The organism is Acinetobacter sp. TYF_19 (assembly GCF_043105125.1).
Lineage (GTDB): Bacteria > Pseudomonadota > Gammaproteobacteria > Pseudomonadales > Moraxellaceae > Acinetobacter > Acinetobacter johnsonii.
Genome location: NZ_JBICLH010000046.1, coordinates 1 through 6224, shown reverse-complemented (window position 1 = coordinate 6224; position 6224 = coordinate 1). Strand labels below are relative to the sequence as shown.

Here is a 6224-nt window from a genome sequence, read left to right as displayed (position 1 = left end):
GGCAATTTGATAAGTTTTGTGACGTCGTAACCATAATGTTTTGCAGTGTCTATATATGACTTATAAGTTGCTTCATCTAGTTGCGGTTGACGTGACAAAATCCATAGGTATTTATTACTTGGGCCACCCACCAGTGCCACTTTATATTCCGGGTCTACTCGTAATACCCAGTAATGACCTTTAGTAAAGGGGATCCATCTTAAACCTTTAGGCAAAAAGCTGACCTTCAGTTTGCTGTTCCCCTGATTTTGCGAATACGCAACACCTTCAGAGCTAATTATCTCACCATTGGCAGTTCGGCAGCTATTCAATACGCCGATAGTTTGATCGGCATTGACGCTATATTGTGCCGTGATATTAGCTGTACATTTACGCTGAAAATACATCGGTAAATGCGCAATTTCATACCATTTACCGGCATACTTCTGTATATCTATTCGTTCAACTGCCTGAGGCGCAGCAGTTTCTGCTTGAGTCGTTGTATTTAAGCTGATGATAGACAGTGCTATCGCTGCAAAAGCAGACTTAAATCGCATCTTCATTTTTTAGCTCTGTTAGATCTCAGGATTAAGATAACCCAAGTCGATGTGAACAAAATGTGAAGATTAAATGCAGGACGAATGTAGGCAAAATTTCAATTTTATAGCCTGAAAAAATAGGTAAAATCATTTTTATTGGATCCCCTTTTAACGCGGTAAATTGGTTTTTCAGATTCAATGTAGCAATATTGTCGATAGTATTGTTTAAAAAAGTCAAATAGATCAACATATTACTTTCATATCCAATCATCTTTTATAAGGTAATTAAATATACATATAAAAAAACTTGATTAATTTTATTTTTAAGGTATAGTTAACTCAACTAGAAAAAAGTCTTGTTGCATTAAATCTCTCTTAAGTATCGTCGTTTTATTCTTAATTCTTCGTTTTTTTCAGATTTTAAGTTTCATTCTTTATTATTTTCAAAGTTATATGCAGTCAATAAAATGACTAAAAATTATTAAAAAATCAGTAGGATTTATTATGTCAAACTCAAATGTTGTTAAAGGTACCGTTAAGTGGTTCAATGAAACTAAAGGTTTTGGTTTTATTCAACAAGAATCAGGTCCAGATGTTTTTGCTCACTTCAGTGAAATTGCCAACTCAGGTTTTAAAACCTTATTCGAAGGCCAACAGGTTGAATTTAGTATTGCTCAAGGTCAAAAAGGACCGAATGCGGTCAATATTGTTGCTATATAAGCACTAAAATACGAGTTGAAAAAGCACTACTCAGTGCTTTTTTAATTTTAAAGAAAAGTTGTTGTTCCATATTGGAAAAAAATCATAAAAACAGGATATAAATTGTTAAAAGTTAATGAATTAATTGCAAAATCTAAAAATGGTACTGAAATTATCGTTTCTTTAATTCCCTTAAATAAAATGCAGAATACACGTCAAGGTTTTAAAGAAATTGAAGTCGGTAAAAGAGTTCTGCTGGAATCTGGAATTGAGGTAGATTTAAATTTAGATGGTCGTACATTTTATACGTCTTTAAATCAATTATTTAAGCTAAATCAAAAAGTTATTTAAAAAAATAATATATTGCCTAATCAATTGAATAGCCGCTCTGCCATAATCTTGTTAAAGGTGAACTAATGTTTAAACAAAATCTAAATGTAAAAGACCAATTTGGTATCAAATATTCTATTCAGGCCACGGTTGAGCGCCATTTTAGTGCTAGCCAGTCTTGTTCCCATGTCAAATATATTACCGTGGACGGTGAAGATATTCGGCCCAGTTTTGAAATGTTTTTCCAAAGTACTTCTAGCGGAAAAATTTTCAAAATTATTTAAGTCGATGAACTACTCACAGCTAAAACAAGATGATAATATAAAAATATTTATATATTATCGCTTTATATTATTTATAACTCATATAATAATTTTAAATTTCTAGTGGCTTAACTCGCCCTTAAAAGAGCGAGAATGCGCACTATATTATTTGTTCAAAATTTCAAAGCCACTCTTTGCTGTCATCTGCCACAGGCATTCCATGCATCACATGCTGAATCATTGCATAGGCGATACTGCCTTTGAACGGAATCTCTGGTAACTGATTAAACTTGAAAAACTGCGCATCGCTGAGCTCATCTTCCTGAATCTGAATCTCACCCGAGTGATACTCCGCTCTGAAAGCCATCATCAGGTTGCTAGGAAACGGCCAAGGCTGGCTAGCCAGATATTGAATATTCTTGATCTGCAGCCCAACTTCTTCCAGCGTCTCACGGCGTACTGCCTCCTCTAAGGTTTCGCCCACTTCAACAAATCCAGCAATTAGGCTATACATCTGGGTTTTATTGCGGGCATTTTTTGCCAACAGAATTTCATCTTCGCCGCGGGTGATGATAGTAATCACACAAGGATTCACCCGTGGATACTGGTTATAGCAACAGGATGGACAGACCATGGCATACTGGCTGGTATGCTGCTGGGTGGCGTGACCGCATTTACTGCAAAAGCGGTGGTTACGGCGCCATTCCAGTAACTGTACCGCACGGCTGGCCTGTTCAAACTGCGGTATGCTCCAGACTTGCACCAGTTGCCGGATCGGAACCAGCTGATAACCTTCCGGTATCGGTTCGTCTTCTTTCAGGTCACGAGCAATGATCGCGCCATTTTCCAACAGGTTCAGGTCATGCTGCAGTCGTTCTACATGCGGCAACTGGAAATGCTCATCCACCAGTAATTGTTGCTGTCTAAAAATATACGCTTTTGAATGTATGCTCATGACAATTCCTTGATTAAAAAAAATCCCACACAGAGGATGTATGGGACAAAACTAAGGAAGCTTACATGGAGTAACTTCTAGCCAGATACTAGGCGAAAGCTGCCTGAATTACAAACACAATAATTTGTATCTTTTTGATTAAAATCACATAATTTTCACACCGACTATGCATTAAACAATCATTAAATTCGAGTATTGTAAAATGGTTTGAAATTTTTATAGATAAATACAGCTTTGCTCAAGTGATGATGATTTCTGTGCAATGGTTGATCCGCATCTGACACAGTCTCTTTGGGATGATCTGTATTTTCACAAAAAATTGAGCTGCCTACATTTACACTGTTCTAGTGTTTATAAACTTTGAGATTGGTATGCGTTTCGGTTTAATTCTGGGAGACCAGCTTCATCATCAGCTAGCTACGCTCAAAGTACTGGATCGCACTCAGGATGTAATTCTGATGGCCGAAGTGGTTGAGGAAGCCACTTATGTCGCCCATCATCCGCAGAAAATTGCGCTGATTTTTAGTGCGATGCGTCACTTTGCCAAGGCGCTTAAAGCTGATGGTTGGCGTGTACGTTACCATGCTTTTAAATCTGATAGTCCGATTCGTAGCCTGCTGGATTTCGTAGAGTCACAGCAGCAACTCTTACCAGTCACAGAACTGGTCATTACGCACTGCGGGGAATATCGTTTACAGCAGCAGATTGAACAGTATTGGAGCCAGCAGCTGCAATTGCCAGTACAATGCCTGAATGATGAACGTTTTTTCTGTAGTCTGGAGCAGTTCCGGCACTGGGCCAGCCGCTACCAGACACTGCGTATGGAATATTTTTACCGGGAAATGCGCAAGCAGACCGGCTACTTGATGCAGAGACAGCAGCCGCTTGGACAACAGTGGAACTATGACAGCGCCAATCGCAAGGCCTGGGCTGGCAATCCCCCTTTTCCTGCACCACTTCACTTTGAACACGATCAGATTGATCTGGATGTACTTGAATTGGTTGAACGTGAATTTTCTCGTAACTCTGGCAGCCTTGACAATTTCCGCTGGGCCACCACACGTAGCAATGCCCTACTTGCACTGGAGCATTTCATTATCCACAGTTTGCCACATTTTGGCGATTATCAGGATGCCATGGTTCAAGACTCAGACATTCTGTTTCACAGCCTGCTCTCACCTTATCTGAACTGTGGCCTGCTGCTGCCCAGAGAAGTCTGTAATGCAGCAGAAGCTGCCTACCATGCCAGTCATGCACCACTGAATGCAGTGGAAGGTTTTATCCGACAGATTCTCGGCTGGCGCGAATATGTCCGCGGAATTTACTGGCTGTACATGCCAGAATATGCCAACCGCAATGCGCTACAGTATTCAGCACCGTTGCCACAATTTTACTGGACAGGCCATACTCGGATGAACTGTATGGCTGAGTGTTTCCGTAATACCTTTCAGCATGCCTATGCACATCATATCCAGCGTTTGATGGTGACTGGAAATTTTGCCTTATTAACTGGTATAGACCCGCAGCAGATCAGCGAGTGGTATCTGGCAGTCTATGCCGATGCCTATGAATGGGTAGAACTACCGAACACGCTGGGCATGGTGATGCATGCCGATGAAGGCTTGATGGCCAGCAAACCCTATGTCGCCTCGGGCAATTACATCCATAAGATGTCCGATTACTGTAAGCACTGTAGCTACAATGTCAAAACTCGTACCGAGCTGGATAGTTGTCCGTTCAATAGCCTGTACTGGTATTTCATGATCCGGAATGAAGCGAAATTTCTTACTCATCCACGTATGGGCATGATCTATCGACAGCTAGATAAACTTAAAGATCGGCAGCAGATTATCAGCCATGCCCAGCAACTTCTTAGCCAAATCAATGAGTTATAAACGATGAAAAAACAGCATCTCCCTGAAAAAATCTGTATCCACTGTTTGCGCCCTTTTACTTGGCGCAAGAAATGGAACCGCTGCTGGGAGGAAGTACAATATTGTTCTGAACGATGTAAACGTGAGTCCAAACGGTAAGCAAAATCAAAAACTTAGAAACGCTTGTATTGGCGTGAACAATAGGCCCGTATCACATCAGGTAAACGCAGCTGCAGATGCTTGGTTTTTCGGCCTGTCACACGTGCACGCCACATTTTAAAGCTACTGGGTTTCATATTTTGCCGCATCAAGCGGATCACCGCCGCTTCATTCAAACCATACTCACGTTGAATAGCTTCAAAAGGAGTTCGATCCTCCCAGGCCATTTCGATAATTCTAGATAAATCTTCTTCAGAAAATTGATTCATGCCATTCTCATTTTTAATTACTATGAAGCTTCAATAAGCTCTATCAACTCATTTACATAACTTGAGTCAACTTTAATTCAACTAAAAGCATAATAATACGATCATGAATTTTTTGTGATTTTTCTCTAGTTTACGGACTAAACACAAATAAAAGGGCTAGTTAGACTAGCCCTTTTAAATCTTAGTTGCCTCTATAAGTCGAATATCCATAAGGACTTAGAAGTAGAGGAATATGATAATGGCTGACACTTCCATCTACCTTAAAAATTACAGGAACTTCAGGAAAGAAGGTATCTTGCTTATTTTTTTTAAACCAGTCCTCGGTTTTAAAGGTAACTTTATAAATACCAGCTTCAAGCTTCTGATTTTCAGGAAACAATCCAGTAATACGGCCATTAGGGCCAGTATATTGCTGATTTAATTTCACCCACTTATTCCCAGTACTTTTTTCGAGTACCACCTCGACTTGAGCAGAAGGCAGACCATTTTCTAGATTCAACACATGCACACTTAAGGGGTTAGTTTGTGCAAAAGTCATTGAGGTCAACAATAGTGTTGAGAGTGGCAATAATTTTTAAACATGATGGATTCCTTAAGGATTGAAAATAGACTTAACAGCTGTATCAGCGCAGTAATGGTCATTTTTTGCGCCCCCTGCTCCGGCAACGCCAATGGCGCCGACCACTTGACTCTCATAACGCACAGGTACGCCACCACCTAACAACAGTAAATTTGATAAGGTGGTTAAATTTTTTGCATCCTTATTTTCATGGGCATTTTGACTTAACAACATGGTCGCCATTTTGGTGGATAAAGCGGTATAGGCTTTCTTTTCGGCTGCGCCCAAATTATGTGGCCCGACAGTTTCATGTCTCTTTGACATCAAGGTATTCCCTCCCCCATCGACCACCACCACGGCAATATTATGCTGTATTTTTTGACATACGGTCATAGCAGCATCAATAAGAGTTTGTGCTGTCTGAGAATCAAGTGAATAAACTTGATTCAATTGAACGGATTGTGCAAAAGTACTGCTACTCATCAGCATTACTGTTGCAATAAGCCCTTTGAGTTTGTTCATCATGATTGCCCTGAATTAAGTTTTAAAAATCTTATACAATCTGAATGATTTAGATGATGACAATCACATTACAAAG

The 6224-nt window shown here is 39.9% G+C and carries 10 protein-coding genes; 5 read left to right on the top strand and 5 right to left on the bottom strand.

What is annotated here, in order from left to right:
• Positions 1-542, bottom strand: a 542-nt coding sequence (locus ACF8FD_RS05910; protein WP_392453275.1) for a lipocalin family protein, incomplete at its 3' end; no start/stop codon positions are given.
• Positions 543-1022: 480 nt separating this feature from the next.
• Between ACF8FD_RS05910 and ACF8FD_RS05905 the strand changes: the two genes are divergently transcribed.
• The 3 genes from ACF8FD_RS05905 to ACF8FD_RS05895 all read left to right on the top strand — a co-directional run bounded on the left by ACF8FD_RS05905 (position 1023) and on the right by ACF8FD_RS05895 (position 1831).
• Positions 1023-1238 carry a cold-shock protein gene (locus tag ACF8FD_RS05905; RefSeq protein WP_004799092.1) on the top strand — a complete coding sequence of 72 codons (216 nt, stop codon included), beginning with the start codon at positions 1023-1025 and terminating at the stop codon, positions 1236-1238.
• A 102-nt stretch (positions 1239-1340) separates the two neighbouring features.
• Positions 1341-1568 carry a hypothetical protein gene (locus tag ACF8FD_RS05900; RefSeq protein WP_004761266.1) on the top strand — a complete coding sequence of 76 codons (228 nt, stop codon included), beginning with the start codon at positions 1341-1343 and terminating at the stop codon, positions 1566-1568.
• A 65-nt stretch (positions 1569-1633) separates the two neighbouring features.
• A complete protein-coding gene (locus tag ACF8FD_RS05895) occupies positions 1634-1831 on the top strand; it encodes a hypothetical protein (RefSeq protein ID WP_019837892.1) in 198 nt (65 codons plus the stop codon).
• Between the two features lie 160 nt (positions 1832-1991).
• Here ACF8FD_RS05895 and nudC read toward each other — a convergent pair whose 3' ends face one another.
• Positions 1992-2765, bottom strand: coding sequence for an NAD(+) diphosphatase (nudC, locus tag ACF8FD_RS05890; protein ID WP_104221973.1), 774 nt, complete (start codon positions 2763-2765; stop codon positions 1992-1994).
• Positions 2766-3136: 371 nt separating this feature from the next.
• Here nudC and ACF8FD_RS05885 point away from each other — a divergent pair, with 371 nt between their 5' ends.
• Together ACF8FD_RS05885 and ACF8FD_RS05880 are read left to right on the top strand one after the other, a co-directional pair.
• Positions 3137-4660 carry a cryptochrome/photolyase family protein gene (locus ACF8FD_RS05885; RefSeq protein WP_205667042.1) on the top strand — a complete coding sequence of 508 codons (1524 nt, stop codon included), beginning with the start codon at positions 3137-3139 and terminating at the stop codon, positions 4658-4660.
• Positions 4661-4663: 3 nt separating this feature from the next.
• Positions 4664-4798 carry a DUF2256 domain-containing protein gene (locus ACF8FD_RS05880; protein WP_205667043.1) on the top strand — a complete coding sequence of 45 codons (135 nt, stop codon included), beginning with the start codon at positions 4664-4666 and terminating at the stop codon, positions 4796-4798.
• 14 nt (positions 4799-4812) lie between these two features.
• Here ACF8FD_RS05880 and ACF8FD_RS05875 read toward each other — a convergent pair whose 3' ends face one another.
• The 3 genes from ACF8FD_RS05875 to ACF8FD_RS05865 all read right to left on the bottom strand — a co-directional run bounded on the left by ACF8FD_RS05875 (position 4813) and on the right by ACF8FD_RS05865 (position 6148).
• Positions 4813-5067 carry a TIGR03643 family protein gene (locus tag ACF8FD_RS05875; protein WP_068911416.1) on the bottom strand — a complete coding sequence of 85 codons (255 nt, stop codon included), beginning with the start codon at positions 5065-5067 and terminating at the stop codon, positions 4813-4815.
• Positions 5068-5248: 181 nt separating this feature from the next.
• Positions 5249-5605, bottom strand: a complete 357-nt coding sequence (gene uraH / locus ACF8FD_RS05870) for a hydroxyisourate hydrolase (RefSeq protein ID WP_168390229.1) — start codon at positions 5603-5605, stop codon at positions 5249-5251.
• Between the two features lie 54 nt (positions 5606-5659).
• Positions 5660-6148 (bottom strand): heme-binding protein, encoded by a 489-nt coding sequence (locus tag ACF8FD_RS05865; RefSeq protein ID WP_171455695.1) that lies wholly within the window; start codon positions 6146-6148, stop codon positions 5660-5662.
• Positions 6149-6224 lie beyond the last annotated feature (76 nt).